The 17,836-nt window shown below is 63.1% G+C and carries 16 protein-coding genes and 1 pseudogene; 14 read left to right on the top strand and 3 right to left on the bottom strand.

The genetic code is table 11. The features are described from left to right. Positions 1-53: 53 nt before the first annotated feature. The 4 genes from LN139_RS01095 to LN139_RS01080 all read left to right on the top strand — a co-directional run bounded on the left by LN139_RS01095 (position 54) and on the right by LN139_RS01080 (position 3,204). Entirely contained in the window at positions 54-1,583 is a 1,530-nt protein-coding gene (locus tag LN139_RS01095; protein WP_236358042.1) for a bifunctional aminoglycoside phosphotransferase/ATP-binding protein, read from the top strand. 92 nt (positions 1,584-1,675) lie between these two features. Further along, positions 1,676-2,020: a pentapeptide repeat-containing protein gene (locus LN139_RS01090; protein ID WP_236360195.1), complete on the top strand. Its 345-nt coding sequence runs from the start codon at positions 1,676-1,678 to the stop codon at positions 2,018-2,020. A 75-nt stretch (positions 2,021-2,095) separates the two neighbouring features. Then, on the top strand, positions 2,096-2,368 hold the full coding sequence (locus LN139_RS01085) for a TfoX/Sxy family protein (RefSeq protein WP_236358040.1): 273 nt from the start codon (positions 2,096-2,098) through the stop codon (positions 2,366-2,368). Positions 2,369-2,412: 44 nt separating this feature from the next. After that, positions 2,413-3,204 (top strand): Crp/Fnr family transcriptional regulator, encoded by a 792-nt coding sequence (locus LN139_RS01080; RefSeq protein WP_236358038.1) that lies wholly within the window; start codon positions 2,413-2,415, stop codon positions 3,202-3,204. A 170-nt stretch (positions 3,205-3,374) separates the two neighbouring features. Here LN139_RS01080 and sfsA read toward each other — a convergent pair whose 3' ends face one another. Both sfsA and LN139_RS01070 read right to left on the bottom strand, forming a co-directional pair. Further along, positions 3,375-4,085 carry a DNA/RNA nuclease SfsA gene (gene sfsA, locus LN139_RS01075; RefSeq protein ID WP_236358036.1) on the bottom strand — a complete coding sequence of 237 codons (711 nt, stop codon included), beginning with the start codon at positions 4,083-4,085 and terminating at the stop codon, positions 3,375-3,377. Continuing rightward, positions 4,085-5,257 (bottom strand): pyridoxal phosphate-dependent aminotransferase, encoded by a 1,173-nt coding sequence (locus LN139_RS01070; protein WP_236358034.1) that lies wholly within the window; start codon positions 5,255-5,257, stop codon positions 4,085-4,087. The genes sfsA and LN139_RS01070 overlap by 1 nt, the downstream gene beginning before the upstream one ends. A gap of 214 nt (positions 5,258-5,471) precedes the next feature. On the opposite strand from LN139_RS01070, the gene dksA reads away from it, so the two are divergent. From dksA to LN139_RS01045, 5 genes and pseudogenes are all read left to right on the top strand, one after another. Then, on the top strand, positions 5,472-5,918 hold the full coding sequence (gene dksA / locus LN139_RS01065; protein WP_236358033.1) for an RNA polymerase-binding protein DksA: 447 nt from the start codon (positions 5,472-5,474) through the stop codon (positions 5,916-5,918). A gap of 40 nt (positions 5,919-5,958) precedes the next feature. Next, on the top strand, positions 5,959-6,843 hold the full coding sequence (gene gluQRS, locus LN139_RS01060) for a tRNA glutamyl-Q(34) synthetase GluQRS (protein ID WP_236358031.1): 885 nt from the start codon (positions 5,959-5,961) through the stop codon (positions 6,841-6,843). 120 nt (positions 6,844-6,963) lie between these two features. Further along, complete coding sequence (locus LN139_RS01055) at positions 6,964-7,140, top strand: hypothetical protein (protein WP_097085740.1); 177 nt, start codon at positions 6,964-6,966, stop codon at positions 7,138-7,140. After that, a pseudogene (locus LN139_RS01050) lies at positions 7,130-10,098 on the top strand (sensor histidine kinase). Before LN139_RS01055 ends, LN139_RS01050 begins: the two are co-directional and overlap by 11 nt. Positions 10,099-10,102: 4 nt before the next feature. Then, a complete protein-coding gene (locus tag LN139_RS01045) occupies positions 10,103-11,542 on the top strand; it encodes a sigma-54-dependent transcriptional regulator (RefSeq protein ID WP_236358029.1) in 1,440 nt (479 codons plus the stop codon). Between the two features lie 200 nt (positions 11,543-11,742). Here the strand turns inward: LN139_RS01045 and LN139_RS01040 are convergent, their stop codons facing one another. Then, positions 11,743-12,168: a hypothetical protein gene (locus LN139_RS01040; RefSeq protein ID WP_236358027.1), complete on the bottom strand. Its 426-nt coding sequence runs from the start codon at positions 12,166-12,168 to the stop codon at positions 11,743-11,745. Between the two features lie 99 nt (positions 12,169-12,267). Here LN139_RS01040 and LN139_RS01035 point away from each other — a divergent pair, with 99 nt between their 5' ends. The 5 genes from LN139_RS01035 (at position 12,268) to pgi (ending at position 17,834) form a co-directional block, all read left to right on the top strand. Beyond that, positions 12,268-13,641 carry a polynucleotide adenylyltransferase PcnB gene (locus LN139_RS01035; protein WP_236358025.1) on the top strand — a complete coding sequence of 458 codons (1,374 nt, stop codon included), beginning with the start codon at positions 12,268-12,270 and terminating at the stop codon, positions 13,639-13,641. Beyond that, positions 13,638-14,126 carry a 2-amino-4-hydroxy-6-hydroxymethyldihydropteridine diphosphokinase gene (gene folK / locus LN139_RS01030; protein ID WP_236358023.1) on the top strand — a complete coding sequence of 163 codons (489 nt, stop codon included), beginning with the start codon at positions 13,638-13,640 and terminating at the stop codon, positions 14,124-14,126. Before LN139_RS01035 ends, folK begins: the two co-directional genes overlap by 4 nt. A gap of 184 nt (positions 14,127-14,310) precedes the next feature. Next, on the top strand, positions 14,311-15,111 hold the full coding sequence (panB, locus tag LN139_RS01025) for a 3-methyl-2-oxobutanoate hydroxymethyltransferase (protein WP_236358021.1): 801 nt from the start codon (positions 14,311-14,313) through the stop codon (positions 15,109-15,111). Further along, positions 15,108-15,965, top strand: coding sequence for a pantoate--beta-alanine ligase (panC, locus tag LN139_RS01020; RefSeq protein WP_236358019.1), 858 nt, complete (start codon positions 15,108-15,110; stop codon positions 15,963-15,965). The genes panB and panC overlap by 4 nt, the downstream gene beginning before the upstream one ends. Positions 15,966-16,169: 204 nt before the next feature. Further along, positions 16,170-17,834, top strand: a complete 1,665-nt coding sequence (pgi, locus tag LN139_RS01015; RefSeq protein ID WP_236358017.1) for a glucose-6-phosphate isomerase — start codon at positions 16,170-16,172, stop codon at positions 17,832-17,834. Positions 17,835-17,836 lie beyond the last annotated feature (2 nt).

Here is a 17,836-nt window from a genome sequence, read left to right as displayed (position 1 = left end):
GGCACAGCGGCCATAATGTCGCCCAACGCACTCGCACAGCCAAAGGAATTCTCGTGAGCCAGCCACTGATCACCGCGCTGCAGAACCCGGCGCTCTATTCGCACCCGGTGGAAGCCTTCCAGGTCATCGAAACCCATATTTCATGGGTGCTCCTGACCGGTGAATACGCCTACAAGCTGAAAAAACCGGTGAACTTCGGGTTCCTCGACTTCACCAGCCTCCCCCAGCGCAAGCACTTCTGCGAGCAGGAGCTGCACCTGAACAGCCGCCTGACCGAAAACCTCTACCTGGAGGTGGTGCCCATCACCGGCAGCGCCGAGGCGCCGGTGATCGGCGGCGAAGGCGAGCCGATCGAGTACGCGCTCAAGATGCGCCAGTTCCCGCAGAGCCAGTTGCTCAACAACCTGCAGGCCAATGGCGAACTGAGCACCCGCCATATAGATGCCATGGCCGAACAGATCGCCCGCTTCCATGAAGCGACCCCGCAAGTACCCGCCGAGCGCGCCGAAGGCTCGCCGGAATTTGCCATGGCGCCGGTGCTGCAGAACTTCGAGCAGATCCTTCCCTTCCTGAGCGACAAGGCCGACCTCGATCAGCTCACGGCACTCCAAGCCTGGGCGCGCGCCGAATATGACCGGCTCCTGCCGCTGCTGGAGCAGCGCAAGGCAGGCGGCTTCATCCGCGAGTGCCACGGCGACATCCACTTGGGCAACGCCACGCTGATCGATGGCAAGGTGGTGATCTTCGACTGCATCGAATTCAACGAACCCTTCCGCTTCACTGATGTGTGGGCCGACACCGGGTTCCTGGCGATGGACCTGGAAGATCGCGGCCTGAAATGCCTCGCCCGGCGCTTCATCAGCCTGTATCTGGAACACACCGGCGACTACGCGGGCCTGCCGCTGCTGAATTTCTATAAAGCCTACCGCGCCATGGTGCGCGCCAAAATCGCGCTGTTCAGCATGCCGGCGGGCGCAAGCGGGCTACAAAAGGCAAACGCCCTGCGCCAGTACCGCAACTACGCGAACCTGGCCGAGAGCTACAGCGCCATTCCCTCTCGCTTCCTGGCCGTTACCAGCGGCGTCTCGGCCGTGGGCAAGAGCCACGTGGCAATGCGCCTGGTCGAAGCATTGGGCGCCATTCGTTTGCGTTCGGACGTGGAGCGCCAAAGGCTGTTCGCCGAGGGCCGCTACGAGGCCCAGGCCACCGAGGCGACCTACGAGCACCTGCATCGGCTTGCGTCCCAGGTGTTGGCAGCCGGCTTCCCGGTAGTGATCGATGCCACCTACCTCAAGGCCCCTCAGCGCGAAGCCGCCGAAGAAGTCGCGCACAGCCGGGGCGTGCCGTTCCTGGTTCTTGATTGCCAGGCGCCCGAGGCGGTGATCCACAGCTGGCTCGCACAGCGCCAGGCGCAGGGCAGCGACCCATCCGAAGCGACGCTGGAGGTGATCGCCGCACAGCAGGCCGGGCGCGATTCTCTGACCGCACGTGAAAGCCTGCACACGCAGGTGGTGAACACCCACGAAAGTGCCAGCCTTGACCGTCTGGTCGATGAATTCCGCAAGCGCCTGCCAGGGCTTTGAACCTGCGTAGAAGTGTGACGGAGTAGACGATGTTCAATCTGGCGCAGTGTCACTATGATGGCGCCAGAAAACAATGAGGCGTCATCATGAACATGAATCAGCCCAAACAACTGGACTCACCGCTGTTCACGCTCCTGCGTCGCGAGGATGTGAGTGGGTTCAATCGCGACAAGCAGGAGCACGGCCCTGTGGATTTCCGTGGGGGCGATTTCCGTGGCCTGGACCTGCGCCAGCTGGATGCGACCCTGGTGGACTTCTCCGACGCGTACTTTCGCTCGGCAGACCTGCGCGGTGTCGACTTCCGCGAGTCTCGGCTGGAGGGTGCTTCGCTTGCCCATGCGCAGATCTCGGGGGCGTACTTCCCGGTAGAGCTGAGCGCTGACGAGATCCTGATGTCGGTCAATTTCGGCACCCGCTTGCGCTACCGCACACGCTGATCCGACAGGATAGTGGCGAACCTCTGGCCCGGCATAGCAGTCTGATTGAAGTTCACACGCACCGCCGGAGGCTGGATGAACGATGAACTTCTTCACCTGAAAAACCTGGGCAAGACGTCGGCGCGCTGGCTGCACGCGGTGGGCATCCACAGCATCGCCGACCTGCGCCGGGTTGGGGCCGCGACGGCCTATGGCGCGGTCAAGCGGCGGGGCTTTCGCGCTTCGAAGGTCTTGCTCTACGCTATCGAGGGCGCGCTGCTGGATGTGCACTGGAATGATGTGCCCAGCGAGCGCAAGGCTGCCTTGAACAAACAGGTCGACGCCCTCCCCGGGCCCGGCCTCCAGTAAGCACCGCGCAGCCCCGATGCTGGCGCGGGGCAATGAAGGTGAACATGTACTTGATTGGCGAGCAACCGCCCTATGCGCACACGTGGGTCAACCATCTGCAGGCCCTGCCGGCGCGCTTGCTCGCAGGCCTGGAGCCCAGCGGGCCGAGCCTGGCTCTGGAAGCCGGTACAGACATCTGCGCACAGCTGGCGCCCGACTGCGTTTATCTGCTCGAGAGCGGCATGCTGCAATTGCGCCTCAACGACCGGGCGTTGTTTCACCTTCAGGAAGGTGACCTGGTGCAACTGGACGCTGCCAGCACGGCGCTAAAGCTGAAGTTGCAATGTGACGCGCCGATTCACCTGCGTCCTTATGACCGCCAGGCGGTTTTCGCCCATGTGGCCGGCAACGAGCATCTGGCCTTGGTAGTGGAGTATCTCAATGGCCAGGCACTGCTGCTGGCCGACGCCATCACCCGCCTGAAACAGCCCGAGTACCGCAGCAACAACGGTTTCAAACGCGTGGCGCCGGGGGAGATGCTGATTCGCCAGGGGGATGATGCCGACCATGTGTTCATCATCACCGAAGGCCACGCCGAGGCTTTTGTCGATGGGCAGAAGGTGGGCGATGTGCCCAAGGATGAGATTTTCGGCGCAATGGCAGTATTCACCGACGAAAAACGCAGTGCCACGGTGGTGGCAAGCTCCGCGTGCACGGTGATGGTAATCCCCAAGGAGCAGTTCCTTGGCTTGACCCAGACCAACCCGCGCATTGCCCACAGCCTGATCGAAAGCATGGCCAAGAAGATCGACTCGCTGAATCGGCAACTGACCCGCCAGGAAGAAAGCGGACGCTGAAAAACATTTCAGCCGAGGGGGTTGACTCCGAAATGAGAATTGTTATGATTACCGCAACTGGTCGCGAGGCCAGCCGATAATCTGGCGCCGAAGGGTCTCAGCTTATCTCCTCATCAGGCTAATCACGGTTATTGACCCGGCTTTTTGCCGGGTCTTTTTTTGCCTTGCGTTCAGCCCAGATGCACCGGTAAACGGCGGTCGATAGCGATCTGATGCTCATCCAGCCGCGCCCCGTAGGCCAGCACCTCCACACCCGCGGCCACCGCTTCGCGAAGCGCAGTGGCATAAGCTGCGTCTATCTCTTCGGCCGGGCGCACGGCGTCGACGCCCGTCAGGTTCACACAATACAGCTGCACCGCTCGCAACCCCTGCCGAGCCAGCGCCGCCAGTTCGCGCAGGTGCTTGGCGCCACGCTGAGTAACAGCGTCAGGAAACGCCGCCACGCCGTTGGCATCGAAGCCCAGCGTCACGCTCTTGACTTCGACCCAGGCCGGCCCTTGCGCATACTCGAGATAAAAGTCGATACGGCTGCGTTCCTGCCCATAGGCCACTTCCCGCCTGAGCGAGGTGAAGCCCGCCAATTCTTCGATCATCCCAGCGCGCAACGCCTCTTCCACCAACGCGTTGGCGCGCCCAGTGTTCACGCAGGCCAGGCGGCCCTGCGGCGTTTCGCTCAATTCCCAGGTGCCTGGCAACTTGCGGCTGGGGTCGTTGGAGCGGCTGAACCACACCGCCCCGCCCTCTTTCATGCAATTGAGCATCGAACCGGTATTGGGGCAGTGCAACGTCAGCAGCTCGCCGCTGGGCAACTGCACGTCGGCAAGGAAGCGCTTGTAACGACGCAGCAGCGTGGCACGCTCCAGAGGAGGGTCAAAGCGCATCAGGGCCTCCAGCTCGCAAGGCCCCTGCGCAGCCGCTGAACGGCTTCCTCCAGCTGCGCAAGGCTCTGGGTATAGGCGAAGCGCACGTGAGTGCTGGCACGGTACCGGCCGAAATCCAGCCCAGGCGTGAAGGCAACGTGCTCGGTTTCGAGGAAATGCTGGCAGAAGGCGAAGGCATCGCCGCCGAACGCGCTGATGTCGGCATACAGGTAGAACGCGCCTTCAGGCTCCAGCGCAATCTTGAAGCCCAGCTCGCGCAGGGCGGGCAGCAGGAAGTCGCGACGCTCGGCGAAGGCCTGCCGGCGTTGCTCGAAAATCTCGATGGCAGGTGCGGTGAAACAGGCAAGCGCAGCATGCTGGGCGATGGACGATGCGCTGATATAAAGGTTTTGCGCCAGCTTCTCCAGCTCCGGCACCGCCGCTTGCGGCGCGACCAGCCAACCCAGGCGCCAACCGGTCATGCCGAAATATTTCGAAAAACTGTTTAGGACAAAAGCGTCGTCGTCCACCTTGAGTACCGTGTCGGCGTCCACGCCATAGGTGAGCCCGTGATAGATCTCATCCACCACCAGGTGGCCGCCACGCCGCTTGCCTGTGTCGGCAAGGCCTGCCAGCTCATCCAGGCCCAGCAGGGTGCCAGTAGGGTTGGCAGGCGACGCGACCAAGGTGCCTGCGGTGTATTCGTCCCAGTGCTCATCGAGCAAGGCCGGTGTGAGCTGGTAGCGCTGTTCAGGGCCGACGGGCACGAGTTTGGCGCCCCCTTCAACCAACCGCAGGAAGTGGCGATTACAGGGGTATCCCGGGTCGGCCAGCAACCAGTGATGCCCTGCCTCCACCAACAGGCTGCTGGCCAGCAGCAGCGCACCGGAGCCGCCCGGCGTGATGAGAATCCGCTCCGGGTCGACGCTCACCCCGTAGCGGCTCGCATAGAAGCCGGCGATGGCTTCGCGCAGCGCAGGCAAACCGCGCGCAGCGGTGTAGCGGGTCAAGCCGGCGGCCAGCGCCGCCTGGCCAGCTTCGACCACAGGCGCGGCGGTGGTGAAGTCTGGCTCACCGATCTCCAGATGGATCACATTGTGGCCTGCGGCCTGCAGCTCGTTGGCGCGCGCCAGTAGCGCCATCACATGGAAAGGTTCGATGGCGCGGCTACGGGCGCTGTAGTTGGGTGGCATGGGCAGGCCCCTGAAATGGCAAAGCGCAGATTCTAACCCGGTGATGGCATTTTCCGCGCAAGCGGCGGTCCTAACAGCGCCTCAAGCAGGCTCGATAACCGGGAGTAGCGCGCCCGTAATCGATCTGGTAATTTCGCCGGCTTGCAGTCGCAGGCCCGGCGGGTGCCGGAGATGGATCATTCTGCGCAACGGATCAGAAGAGCGAGAGGCGGTCATGCCCACCAACGAGAACCAGCAAAAGAGCAGTGAGCTTGTGCGCGGCTTCGAGCCTTACACCCCTGCCAAGGGTGAGGAGTACATGAGCGAGCCCATGCGCGCTCATTTCACCTTCATCCTCAACAAGTGGAAGCAGGAGCTGATGCAGGAAGTCGACCGTACCGTCGACCACATGAAGGACGAGGCTGCAAACTTCCCCGACCCGGCCGACCGCGCCAGCCAGGAAGAAGAATTCAGCCTTGAACTGCGCGCCCGCGACCGCGAGCGCAAGCTGATCAAGAAAATCGACAAGACCCTCCAGCTCATCCTCGACGAGGAATATGGCTGGTGCGAGTCCTGTGGCATCGAAATCGGTGTGCGGCGCCTCGAAGCTCGCCCCACCGCTGACCTGTGCATCGACTGCAAGACCCTGGCGGAAATCAAGGAAAAGCAAGTCGGCAAATGACCGACGCCGCGCCAGCCAACCGCTGGCGCTTGCCTCCCCCATGAAAACGCCCGCCTATACCGGCCGCTTCGCCCCAACCCCCAGCGGTTACCTGCACTTCGGTTCATTGATCGCCGCCCTGGCCTCGTTTCTCGACGCCCGCAGCGTGGGAGGCCGTTGGCTGGTGCGCATGGAAGACCTCGACCCACCCCGTGAACAGCCTGGGGCAGCCGATGCGATCCTGCGCACCCTGGAAAGCTACGGCCTGGAATGGGACGGTGCGGTGTTGTACCAGAGCCAGCGCCACGAGGCTTACCAGGCGATCATCGACCAGTGGCTGCGCCAGGGCCTCGCCTACGCCTGCACCTGCTCGCGCAAAACCGTCGAGCATTATGCTGGCATCTACCCTGGCTTGTGCCGCAATGCCGGCCACCCATGGCATGACGCGGCCATTCGCATCCGCGTGCCGGAGTTGCGCTACGGTTTCGACGACCGGGTACAGGGGCGCTTCGAGCAGCATCTGGGCACGGAAGCCGGCGATTTCGTGATACGCCGCCGCGATGGGTTTTACGCCTACCAGTTGGCGGTGGTGCTCGATGACGGCCTGCAGGGCGTCACCGATATCGTGCGCGGCGCCGACCTGCTCGACTCCACTCCTCGCCAGCTCTACTTGCAAGAGCTGCTCGGCCTGCCTGCCCCGCGCTACCTGCACGTGCCGCTGATCACCCAGCCCGATGGCCACAAATTGGGCAAAAGCTACCGCTCCCCGCCACTGGAGGCGGGCCAGGCGCCTGCACTGCTCACCCGCGCACTGCGCGCCCTTGGCCAGAGGCCCCCGGATACGCTTGAGCACCTGCCTGTTCAAGAAGCTCTCCAATGGGCAATCGAGCACTGGAGCCCCTCTTCCATCCCATGCAAACGCGCCCTACCAGAAGCCAGCCTGTAACCTCACGAGGCTTTTTCTTGAAGCTTGCAGCTCGGAGCTTGTAGCGTCGAGGAGCCGGCTTAGCTACCATCGCCGGCTACGATCCGCGCAGGCGTGGCAAGCCAAGAGTGAGAGGTAACCATGTACATCTATCGCTTGGTGCTGCTGCTGGTGGTCGGCATCTATCTGTTCTCCCCGGCCATCATGGATTGGTGGATCGAGCCCACCGGCGCCTGGTATCGCCCGTACCTGCTATGGCTGATTCTCATCGTGGTCGCTTTCATCCTGCAGAGCCAGCGAGACGCCGATGAGCTTTAGCCTCACCCAGATGGTCCTGGTGACCGCTGCCTGATTTACTGGTGCTGTTCGGCGTGGCCTGGGTGAGCGAGCGCGGCTTGCTGCCCCGCTCACTCACCCGCCATCCGCTTACCTACACGCTTTCATTGGGCGTTTACGCCAGCGCCTGGGCCTTCTACGGCACCGTGGGGCTGGCCTACGAATACGGCTATGGATTCCTGGCCTGTTACCTCGGGGTGTCAGGGGCATTTCTGCTGGCGCCGGTGCTGCTCTACCCGATCCTGCGCATCACCCGTACTTACCAGCTGTCGTCGCTGGCCGACCTGTTCGCTTTTCGTTTTCGCAGTACCTGGGCTGGCGCACTCACCACGCTGTTCATGCTGGTGGGCGTGCTGCCGCTGCTGGCGCTGCAGATCCAGGCAGTGGCCGACTCGATCGGCATCCTCAGCCGGCAACTGGTGCAGAACAAGGTCGCTATCGGCTACTGCGTGATGGTGGCGCTGATCACCTTGTTCTTCGGCTCGCGCCACATTGCCTCGCGCGAAAAGCACGAAGGCCTGGTGTTCGCCATCGCGTTCGAGTCCCTGATCAAGCTGGTGGCGATGGCCGGCATCGGACTTTATGCGCTTTATGGCGTATTCGACGGCCCGCACGCGCTGGAGCAATGGCTGCTGCAAAACCAGATGGCCCTGACCGCGCTGCACACACCGCTCCAGGAAGGCCCTTGGCGCACCCTGCTGCTGGTGTTCTTCGCTTCGGCCATCGTGATGCCGCACATGTACCACATGGCCTTTACCGAGAACCTCAACCCACGGGCGCTGGTAAGCGCCAGCTGGGGCCTGCCGCTGTTCTTGCTGCTGATGAGCCTGGCCGTGCCTTTGATATTGTGGGCCGGCCTGCAATTGGGGTGAGCACCACGCCCGAGTACTTCACCCTCGGGGTGGGCATGGCCTCCCAGCATCCCCTGCTCGCGCTGCTGGCGTATGTTGGCGGGCTGTCGGCGTCCAGCGGGCTGATCATCGTCACCACCCTCGCGCTTTCCGGCATGGCGCTGAATCACCTGGTGCTGCCTCTTTATCAGCCACCGGCCGAAGGCAGCATCTATCGCTGGCTGAAATGGACCCGCCGCGGCCTGATCGTGGCGATCCTGGTCGCGGGTTACGGCTTCTATCTGATACTGGGCACCCGCCAGGACCTGGCTCATCTAGGCATTGTCGCCTTCGTAGCGACGCTGCAGTTCCTGCCAGGCGTGCTGTCGGTGCTCTACTGGCCAACCGCCAACCGGCGCGGCTTCATCGCAGGGCTGCTGGGCGGCATGCTGGTATGGATGGTCACCATGCTGATGCCGCTGCTGGGGGATGTGCAGGGCTTTTACGTGCCGCTGCTGAACCTGGTCTACGTGATGGACGACACCAGCTGGCACATGGCGGCGATCGCATCGCTTGCGGTCAACGTGCTGCTGTTCACCCTGATCTCGCTGTTCAGCAGTGCCAGCGCCGAAGAGGTCAGCGCCGCCGAGGCCTGCACCGTGGACAACGTGCGCCGGCCACAACGCCGTGAACTCTACGCCGCCTCCCCGCAGGAGTTCGCTACTCAGCTGGCCAAGCCGTTGGGCGCGCGCACCGCACAACGGGAAGTGGAGCAAGCGCTGCGTGACCTCTACCTGCCCTTCGACGAGCGCCGCCCTTATGCGCTGCGCCGCCTGCGCGACCGCATCGAAGCCAACCTCTCCGGCCTGATGGGCCCGAGCGTGGCGCAGGACATCGTCGAAACCTTCCTGCCCTACAAGGCCGCAGGCGGTGAAAGCTACGTCACCGAAGACATCCACTTCATCGAAAGCCGCCTGGAAGACTACCACTCCCGCCTTACCGGCCTTGCCGCCGAGCTGGACGCCCTGCGCCGCTACCACCGGCAGACGCTTCAGGAGCTGCCCATGGGGGTGTGTTCGCTGGCCACCGACCACGAGATCCTGATGTGGAACAAGGCGATGGAAGAGCTCACCGGCATAAGTTCGCAGCGGGTGGTCGGCTCGCGCCTGGCCACACTGGACGAGCCCTGGCGCGCGCTGCTGCTGGGCTTCATCAACCTGCCCGACCAGCACCTGCACAAACAGAACCTCTCCATCGACGGCCACACCCGCTGGCTCAACCTGCACAAGGCCGCCATCGCCGAGCCATTGGCCACCGGCAGCAGTGGCCTGGTGCTGCTGGTGGAAGACCACACCGACACACAACTGCTCGAAGACAAGCTGGTGCATTCCGAACGCCTGGCCAGCATCGGGCGGCTGGCGGCCGGGGTCGCCCACGAGATCGGCAACCCGATCACCGGCATTGCCTGCCTTGCGCAGAACCTGCGCGAAGAGCGTGAGGAGGATGGCGAGATCAGTGAATTGAGCAGCCAGATCCTTGAACAGACCAAGCGCGTGTCACGCATCGTGCAGTCGCTGATGAGCTTCGCCCACGCCGGCGCCCACCAGACCAGCGAAGAACCGGTGAACCTGGCTCAGGTGGCACAGGATGCTATCGGGTTGCTGGCGCTGAACCGCCGAAATTTTGAGATACATTTTTTAACCTGTGCGAGCCGGACCACTGGGCCGAAGGTGACCCGCAGCGCTTGGCGCAGGTACTGATCAACCTGCTCTCCAACGCCCGCGATGCCTCGCCGCCCGGCAGCGCGGTACGGGTGCGCAGCGAGGCGAACGAACACACTGTCGACCTGATCGTGGAGGACGAAGGCAGCGGCATTCCCAAGAACATCATGGACCGGCTTTTCGAACCCTTCTTCACGACCAAGGACCCCGGCGAAGGCACAGGCCTCGGGCTGGCTCTGGTCTATTCGATCGTGGAGGAGCATTATGGACAAATCACCATCGACAGCCCGGCTGACGTAGAACGGCAGCTCGGCACCCGCATCCGGGTGACCCTGCCACGGCACAACGAAGCCACGTCTACTGGCAAACGAGACCGTCGAGAGAATTGACTCAATGCCTCACATTCTTATCGTCGAAGACGAAACCATCATTCGCTCTGCCCTGCGCCGCCTGCTCGAGCGCAACCAGTATCAGGTCAGCGAAGCCGGCTCGGTACAGGAAGCCCAGGAACGTTTCGCCTTAAGCGGTTTCGACCTGATCATCAGCGACCTGCGCCTGCCTGGCGCGCCGGGTACCGAGCTCATCCGCCTGGGCGAAGGCCGCCCGGTGCTGATCATGACCAGTTACGCCAGCCTGCGCTCGGCGGTCGACTCCATGAAAATGGGCGCGGTCGACTACATCGCCAAGCCCTTCGACCACGACGAGATGCTCCAGGCCGTTGCGCGCATCCTGCGCGACCGTGCTGCGGCCTCGCCCAGCCCTGCCAGCAGCGACGCCCGGCCGGCCGCGCGGGGCGACAAGCCTGCGGCAGACAGCGCCAATGGCGAGATCGGCATTATCGGCTCCTGCCCGCCCATGCAGGATCTCTACGGCAAGATCCGCAAGGTAGCCCCTACCGATTCGAACGTGCTGGTGCAGGGCGAATCCGGCACCGGCAAGGAGCTGGTCGCCCGCGCCCTGCACAACCTTTCGCGGCGCGCCAAGGCCACGATGATTTCGGTCAACTGCGCCGCGATCCCGGAAAGCCTGATCGAGTCCGAGCTGTTCGGCCACGAAAAAGGCGCCTTCACCGGTGCCAGCGCGGGCCGCGCGGGGTTGGTCGAGGCCGCCGACGGCGGCACGCTGTTTCTGGACGAGATCGGCGAACTGCCGCTGGAAGCCCAGGCGCGCCTGCTGAGGGTTTTGCAGGAAGGTGAAATTCGCCGCGTCGGCTCCGTGCAATCGCAAAAAGTCGATGTGCGGCTGGTAGCCGCCACTCACCGCGACCTGAAAACCCTGGCCAAGACCGGCCAGTTCCGCGAAGACCTTTATTACCGCCTGAACGTGATCGCACTGAAGTTGCCGGCCCTGCGTGAGCGCGGCAGCGATGTGATCGAGATCGCCAATGTGTTCCTGGCCCGGCAAAGCGCCCGCCTGGGCCGCGAGGGCCTGCGATTCAGTGCGAACGCTGAGCGCGCCATCCGCCACTACAGCTGGCCCGGCAATGTGCGCGAGCTGGAAAACGCCATCGAGCGCTCAGTGATTCTGAGTGAGGGTGAAGAGATATCCTCCGACCTGCTGGGCATTGACCTGGAGCCAGGCGACCTGCCGGAGATCGATGCGTTTGTCGGCCTGCCGGCCCAGACCACCGTGGCCAACACCGCCAATGCTCATGACCCGAGTGAAGATCTGTCGCTGGAAGACTACTTCCAGCACTTCGTGCTCGAACATCAGGACCACATGACCGAAACCGAGCTGGCGCGCAAATTGGGCGTGAGCCGCAAGTGCCTGTGGGAACGCCGGCAACGCCTGGGCATTCCTCGTCGCAAATCCAGCCTGGCCAGTGAAGGCTGAACCGCTTCAGCTTCCGAACCGCTCTAGCATGCGCCTTTGGTAGCACCTACGAAGGTGTTACCTTCTCCCGGAGCGACGTAACACCCTGCGAGGCAATCAGTAACAAAAAAGTCGTGTAGCCTTCGTTCAAAAAAGCTACAGACTTGACCAAACCATTGATTTTAAAGGGTTTTGAAAAGTTGGCACGGCGCCTGCTTTATCTACGGTACAAGAACAATAACAAGCGAAACACCCATAACAAAAACAACACGAATCGGCTCACGCATAACAAGAACAAGACGGCATGAGGCGCAGCTAACTGATTCTTTTGGAGAGGTATTGTTTTCGGGTCTTCCCCCGCAACCGGCGAAAAGAACAACACTGCGATCAAGCAGCTCGGCACTGGTTGGACCACTGGTCATCTCAATACGGCGTTCAAAGCAATCCGTTTGCTCTTGGCCCCCTTCTAGGGGGCGATCCCACGAAGCCCCTGGCTTCACGGGTAGGGCGTTGAACAAAAACAAAAAGCCCGTCAGAAAAACAACAACGAGCAGAACAAGACTTCCAGGGGAGCTCAGGCTCCCCTTGTGGTTTCCGGCATTCCGATACTTACTTCCCTTTTCCCCCTTCTCCAGGCCATCTTCCACGGCGCCTTACACCATCCTGTTACTAAATGCTAGAATCCCCGCCCATCATGCGGTCATCGCTCTGCGCGTGGCCGGCCATTCCCTGACACAGTGCATCCCATGCTGAAAAAGCTGTTCCAGTCGATCCGCCCCTCCGTGCGCCCCACGCACGCCCATCGCACCACGCCGCAGGTGCTTGGCAGCCAGCAGCACTCGCTGCAACGCCAGCAGTTCAGCCGCCACGCGGTCGGCATCGTCGAGCGCCTGCAACAGGCAGGCTACCAGGCCTACCTGGTTGGCGGTTGCGTGCGCGACCTGTTGCTTGGCATCACCCCCAAGGATTTCGACGTTGCCACCAGCGCGACACCCGAGCAGGTGCGTGCGGAGTTTCGCAACGCTCGCATCATCGGCCGGCGTTTCAAGTTGGTGCATGTTCACTTCGGCCGCGAAATCATCGAAGTGGCGACGTTCCGGGCCAACCACCCCGAAGACGAAGCCGAGGACACCCGCAATTCCTCGCGCCATGAGAGCGGGCGAATCCTGCGCGACAACGTCTACGGCACCCTGGAAGAAGACGCCCAGCGCCGCGACTTCACTATCAACGCCCTGTATTACGATCCTGTAGCCGAGCGCATCCTCGACTACGCAGGTGGCGTGCACGACGTGCGCAACAAGCTGATCCGCCTGATCGGCGACCCCAAGCAACGCTACCAGGAAGACGCCGTGCGCATGCTGCGCGCCGTGCGCTTCGCCGCCAAGCTCGACTTCGGCATCGAGCGCCGTACCGTGGAGCCGATCCGCGAACTGGCCGCAAGCCTGCGCGATATCCCTGCCGCTCGGCTGTTCGAGGAGACGTTGAAGCTGTTCCTCTCAGGCCATGGCGCGCACGTTTATGAAATGCTCGTCGACCTGCAACTGTTCGATGCGCTGTTCCCTGGTAGCGCCTACGCACTGGAGCACGAGCCGGAATACACCCACACGCTGATCCGCAATGCACTGGTCAACACCGACCTGCGCGTGGCACAGGGCAAACCGGTAACCCCAGCATTCCTGTTCGCCGCTCTGTTGTGGCCGGCGCTGCCGATGCGAGCCGCTTACCTGCAAGGCCAGGGCCTGCCACCGATCCCGGCGATGCAGGAAGCCGCTCATGGTTTGATCAGCGAACAGTGCCAGCGCATCGCGATCCCCAAGCGCTTTACCTTGCCGATCAAGGAAATCTGGGACATGCAGGAGCGCCTGCCACGGCGCAACGGCAAGCGCGCCGATGTACTGCTGGAAAACCCGCGTTTCCGCGCCGGTTACGACTTCCTGCTGTTGCGCGAGTCAGCGGGTGAACAGACCAATGGCCTTGGCCAATGGTGGACCGAGTACCAGGAACTGCCGGACCGCGAACGCCGCGCGATGATCAGCGAACTGGCCGGTGGTGATGAAGACAGCGGTTCGGCACCCCGCAAGCGCCGTCGCACCAGCAAGCGCAAAAGCGACGTCGAGTGACAAGGGTTTTCATCGGCCTGGGCAGCAACCTTGCCGACCCGGCAGCGCAATTGGCCAGCGCCGTGCAGGCGCTGAAGCAACTGCCTGGCAGCCGGTGGGCCGGCCTCTCTTCGTTGTACACCAGTGATTCCATCCTCGCCGGCCAGCCGCGCTACACCAATGCAGTGGCAGCACTGGACACCGAGCTCGCGCCACTGGCACTGCTCGACGCCCTGCAGGCAATCGAAAACGCTCAAGGCCGCGTTCGCACCGAACGCTGGGGCCCGCGCACCCTCGACCTGGACATCCTGCTCTACGGCGACCAGGTGATCGATGAGCCGCGCTTGCACGTGCCACATCGCGAAATGCAGGCCCGCGCCTTTGTGCTTTACCCGCTTGCGGAACTGGTGCCTGAAGCCTTCGTTTTCAGCGATGGCCGTACACTGCGCGCATTGCTGCAAGCCTGCCCGTTCACAGGGCTGGAGCGCCTTGCAGCGCCGCGGTAACACAGCGGTAACATCCTGGTAACACCACGATTGACTTCCTGCCATCGCCTCGGGACTATAGGCCGCCCCGCCCGGACGGCTGGGTGAACGAGCTGAACCCGCAGTGGCCTGAACCTTACGGAAGATGAGGTGAACCCTGCCAGCGCCGCGCCATCGCCTGCGGCCGACCGAGGAAAACTTTTTCATGCCAGCGATCACACTCACCACCTTGCACAAGCTCAAGGCGCAAGGTGAAAAAATAACAATGCTGACCTGCTATGACGCCACCTTCGCCCATGCCGCGAGCCAGGCCGGCGTCGAGATCCTGCTGGTGGGCGACTCCCTCGGCATGGTGCTGCAGGGCCACGACAGCACCCTGCCAGTCAGCACTGCCGACATGGCCTATCACACCGCCTGCGTGAAACGGGGCAACCAGGGCGCGCTGATCCTGGCCGACCTGCCGTTCATGGCCTGCGCCACGCCCGAACAGGCCTTCGCTAACTGCACAGTGCTGATGCAGGCCGGCGCGCACATGGTCAAGCTCGAAGGCGCCGGCTGGCTGGCAAGCACCGTCACGCAACTGGCCGAGCGCGGTATTCCCAGTTGCGTGCATCTGGGCCTCACGCCGCAATCGGTGAACGTGTTCGGCGGCTATAAAGTGCAAGGCCGCGAACAGGCGCAGGCCGAGCAGTTACTGGCCGACGCTCTGGACCTTGAGCAGGCCGGTGCCGCCATGCTGTTGCTCGAATGCGTGCCCACCGCCCTCGCCGCCCAGGTAGCGCGTGCAGCCAAGGTGCCGGTGATCGGTATCGGCGCCGGGGTTGAGACCGACGGCCAGGTATTGGTGCTGCATGACATGCTCGGCCTGTCTCTGAGTGGGCGCACTGCGCGTTTCGTGCGCAACTTCATGAGCGGCCAGCACGACATCTCCAGCGCCCTGCGCGCCTACGTCGGCGCCGTCAAGGACCTGTCTTTCCCCGCCAGCGAACACGGATTCAACGCATGAACACCCTCGACAATGTCCAGGCCCTGCGCGCCGCCGTCGCACAGGCACGCGCACAAGGCCAGCGCATCGCTTTCGTTCCGACCATGGGCAACCTGCACGATGGCCATATTGCGCTGGTGGCGCGCGCCCGTGAGGAGGCAGCCTTTGTCGTGGCCAGTATCTTCGTCAACCCCATGCAGTTCGGCCCCAACGAAGACCTCGACAAGTACCCGCGCACCCTGGCTGCCGACCAGCGACGCCTGCAGGCCGCAGGCTGTAACCTGCTGTTCGCCCCCACTGTCGCCGAAATGTACCCAGGCGGCATGGCCGTGCAAACTCGCGTGAGCGTGCCTGAGCTGGGCCAGGAGCTGTGCGGGGCGAGCCGCCCGGGCCACTTCGACGGTGTCACCACGGTGGTCAGCAAGCTGTTCAACATGGTGCAGCCGGATGTCGCCGTGTTCGGCCAGAAGGACTACCAGCAACTGGCGGTGATCCGCGCAATGGTGCGCGACTTGAACATGCCCATCAGCATCATCGGCGCACCCACTGTGCGGGCCGATGACGGCCTGGCGCTGTCTTCGCGCAACGGCTTTCTCGACCCCGCCCAGCGCGCCGCCGCGCCGGTGCTCTACCGTGTGCTCAGCGACATGGCCGTGGCATTGCGCTCGGGCGACAAGGGTTTCGAGGCGCTGATGACGCGCTACCGGCAACAGATCGTCGACAGCGGCCTGCGCCTGGATTACCTGGAGATCCGCCACGGCCAGACGCTACGCCCGGCACGCGCAGAAGACCGCGACCTGGTGATCCTGGTGGCTGCCTGGAACGGCGCCACGCGGCTGATCGACAACCTTCACCTGGAGCTGGCGGGCAATTGAACGTGTGCCCGGATGACCGTCGGGTCATCTGGGCGTATGCTCTAGGGCATGTGGCCAAGGGCCGCGTTGGGAAATCGTACCGGTGCAATGGGCAGATTCGCGAAGACAACCGCGAGCCGGCGCCGTAGGGTACGAATTTCACGCAACCGGCCTGCCGCCCGAATGTCCAACGAGGCAGCACACGCAATAAGGAATCCCGCCGCGATGCCGTACTACCGTACCCCCCACGACGTGACCACCCTGCCCGCCTGGCAGGCACTGAGCGACCACCGCGCGGCCATGAAGGGCTTCAGCATGCGCGAAGCCTTCAGCGCCGAACCCGAACGTTTCAATCGATTCTCGCTGAGCGCCTGCGGCCTGTTCCTCGACTATTCGAAGAACCTGATCACCCAGCAAACCCGTGACCTGCTGGTGCAGCTGGCCAAGGAAGTCGACCTGCAAGAGGCGATCACCGCAATGTTCAGCGGCGAAATCCTCAACGCCTCCGAGAACCGCCCCGCTCTGCATACCGCCTTGCGCCGGCCAGTGGGCGACAAGCTCAAGGTCAACGGCACCAATGTGATGCCTGAAGTGCACAAGGTGCTGAACCAGATGACCGAACTGGTCACCCGTGTTCATGACGGCTTGTGGCGTGGCTACACCGAGAAGCCCATCACCGATGTGGTGAACATCGGTATTGGCGGCTCGTTCCTGGGCCCTGAGCTGGTGTCCGAAGCGCTGCTGCCCTATGCGCAAAAAGGCGTGCGTTGCCACTACCTGGCCAATATCGACGGCAGCGAGTTCCACGAGCTGGCGGCGCGCCTGCGTGCCGAGACCACCTTGTTCATCGTTTCGTCGAAATCCTTCGGCACGCTGGAAACACTCAAGAACGCCCAGGCCGCACGTGCCTGGTACCTGGCTCAGGGGGGCTCGGAGGCCGAGCTGCATCGGCACTTCATCGCCGTCTCGAGCAACAATGCCGCTGCGGTGGCGTTCGGCATTCGTGAAGAGAACATTTTCCCGATGTGGGACTGGGTCGGCGGGCGCTATTCGCTGTGGTCTGCCATCGGCCTGCCGATCGCCATGAGCATCGGCACCGCCAACTTCAAGGAACTGCTTTCCGGTGCTCACACCATGGACCAGCATTTCCAGACTGCCCCGTTCGAGCGCAACATGCCTGTGCTGCTGGCGTTGCTGGGTGTGTGGTATGGCAACTTCTGGGGCGCGCAAAGCCATGCGATCCTGCCGTACGACCACTACCTGCGCAACATCACCAAACACTTGCAACAGCTGGACATGGAGTCCAACGGCAAGAGCGTGCGCCAGGACGGCAGCCCGGTCGTTACCGATACCGGCCCGGTAATCTGGGGCGGTGTGGGCTGTAACGGCCAACACGCCTATCACCAGTTGCTGCATCAGGGCACCCAGCTGATTCCGGCCGACTTCATCGTTCCGGTGGTGAGTTTCAACCCGGTCTCGGACCACCACCAGTGGCTGTTCGCCAACTGCCTGTCGCAGAGCCAGGCGCTGATGCTGGGCAAGACCCGCGATGAGGCAGAAGCCGAGTTGCGCGAGAAGGGCATGACCGACGAGGCCATCCAGGCCTTGGCGCCGCACAAGGTGATTCCGGGCAACCGCCCGAGCAACGCATTGGTCGTCGAACGCATCAGCCCGCGCCGCCTGGGTGCACTGGTTGCGATGTATGAGCACAAGGTGTTCGTGCAGAGCGTGATCTGGGGCATCAATGCCTTCGACCAATGGGGCGTGGAGCTGGGCAAGGAGTTGGGCAAGGGCGTGTTCCAACGCTTGATCGGCGGCATCGAGGAGCCCGCCGAGGATGCCTCCACTCAAGGCCTTATCGACTTCTTCCGTAGCCGCCATCGCGGCTGACC

Origin of the sequence: Pseudomonas sp. KNUC1026 (assembly GCF_021650705.1) — a bacterium.
GTDB lineage: Bacteria > Pseudomonadota > Gammaproteobacteria > Pseudomonadales > Pseudomonadaceae > Aquipseudomonas.
Note: the sequence above shows the minus strand (reverse complement) of the source record. Positions and strands in the feature narration are given on the sequence as shown.

Coding starts and splice junctions, on each gene's coding strand:
- pgi (WP_236358017.1), top strand. CDS start 16,170: ATGCCGTACTACCGTACCCCCCACGACGTGACCACCCTGCCCGCCTGG.
- LN139_RS01070 (WP_236358034.1), bottom strand. CDS start 5,257: ATGCCACCCAACTACAGCGCCCGTAGCCGCGCCATCGAACCTTTCCAT.
- panC (WP_236358019.1), top strand. CDS start 15,108: ATGAACACCCTCGACAATGTCCAGGCCCTGCGCGCCGCCGTCGCACAG.
- LN139_RS01055 (WP_097085740.1), top strand. CDS start 6,964: ATGTACATCTATCGCTTGGTGCTGCTGCTGGTGGTCGGCATCTATCTG.
- gluQRS (WP_236358031.1), top strand. CDS start 5,959: ATGAAAACGCCCGCCTATACCGGCCGCTTCGCCCCAACCCCCAGCGGT.
- LN139_RS01080 (WP_236358038.1), top strand. CDS start 2,413: ATGTACTTGATTGGCGAGCAACCGCCCTATGCGCACACGTGGGTCAAC.
- LN139_RS01035 (WP_236358025.1), top strand. CDS start 12,268: ATGCTGAAAAAGCTGTTCCAGTCGATCCGCCCCTCCGTGCGCCCCACG.
- dksA (WP_236358033.1), top strand. CDS start 5,472: ATGCCCACCAACGAGAACCAGCAAAAGAGCAGTGAGCTTGTGCGCGGC.
- panB (WP_236358021.1), top strand. CDS start 14,311: ATGCCAGCGATCACACTCACCACCTTGCACAAGCTCAAGGCGCAAGGT.
- LN139_RS01085 (WP_236358040.1), top strand. CDS start 2,096: ATGAACGATGAACTTCTTCACCTGAAAAACCTGGGCAAGACGTCGGCG.
- sfsA (WP_236358036.1), bottom strand. CDS start 4,085: ATGCGCTTTGACCCTCCTCTGGAGCGTGCCACGCTGCTGCGTCGTTAC.
- LN139_RS01090 (WP_236360195.1), top strand. CDS start 1,676: ATGAATCAGCCCAAACAACTGGACTCACCGCTGTTCACGCTCCTGCGT.
- LN139_RS01045 (WP_236358029.1), top strand. CDS start 10,103: ATGCCTCACATTCTTATCGTCGAAGACGAAACCATCATTCGCTCTGCC.